This window comes from Acinetobacter sp. YH12105 (assembly GCF_013419095.1).
GTDB classification, from domain to species: domain Bacteria; phylum Pseudomonadota; class Gammaproteobacteria; order Pseudomonadales; family Moraxellaceae; genus Acinetobacter; species Acinetobacter pseudolwoffii.
On record NZ_VPAU01000056.1, the window covers coordinates 1 to 1,009 of the forward strand.

At 41.8% G+C, this 1,009-nt stretch carries 2 tRNA genes and 1 rRNA gene; all 3 read left to right on the forward strand.

What is annotated here, in order from left to right:
* Window positions 1–37 precede the first annotated feature (37 nt).
* Window positions 38–114 (forward strand) — tRNA-Ile (locus tag FTU44_RS15070).
* A 70-nt stretch (window positions 115–184) separates the two neighbouring features.
* Window positions 185–260, forward strand: a tRNA-Ala gene (locus FTU44_RS15075).
* A gap of 451 nt (window positions 261–711) precedes the next feature.
* Window positions 712–1,009, forward strand: a 23S ribosomal RNA gene (locus tag FTU44_RS15080); the annotation flags it as partial.

Sequence of the window (1,009 nt, forward strand, 5' to 3'; positions counted from 1 at the left end):
AATCCACAACAAGTTGTTCTTCATACGATGTATCTGAGGGTCTGTAGCTCAGTTGGTTAGAGCACACGCTTGATAAGCGTGGGGTCACAAGTTCAAGTCTTGTCAGACCCACCAAATCTGACTAACGCAGCATGCAAGTGCTGAAGCAAACAGAACGAATGATACATTGACTTATTGATAAGCTGGGGACTTAGCTTAGTTGGTAGAGCGCCTGCTTTGCACGCAGGAGGTCAGGAGTTCGACTCTCCTAGTCTCCACCAAATTTCAAGATCATAAAAGCACTGCTTTTACTTGAAATTTAAGCAAGAAGCTACGCTTCGCGCAGTATGTAAGCATACAGTGTTGAAGTTGCTTAGTTCCTAAGCGATCAAGTGTTTAGATCCTAGAGATTAACAAGTACAAGCGTTATGATACGCGCACTTGATAATCTCTGTGATTTATCACAGTAACATGACCTGACGAAGGCATGTTAAATCATTAACAGAATATATTTGAGTTGAAATAATTTGTTCATACTCGTTTTAAAAAGAACTTAACAAGTCCTTGTGACAAGTTAATGACTGATTGAAATGAGTTACTAGCGAAATTAACTGAATCAAGCGTTTTGGTATATGAATCTAATTGAAGCTGTACAGTGATTAAGTTCACGAGACACTAAACTGTATGTTGGTTGATCTACTTGTAGGATCAAGCGACTGTTTGGGGTTGTATAGTCAAGTAATTAAGTGCATGTGGTGGATGCCTTGGCAGTCAGAGGCGATGAAAGACGTGATAGCCTGCGAAAAGCTCCGGGGAGGCGGCAAATATCCTGTGATCCGGAGATGTCTGAATGGGGAAACCCACTTACCATAAGGTAGGTATTGCATGATGAATACATAGTCATGCAAGGCGAACGAGGGGAAGTGAAACATCTCAGTACCCTTAGGAAAAGAAATCAATTGAGATTCCCTCAGTAGCGGCGAGCGAAAGGGGAAGAGCCCATTAAGTCATATAAGTTCTAGTGGAACGC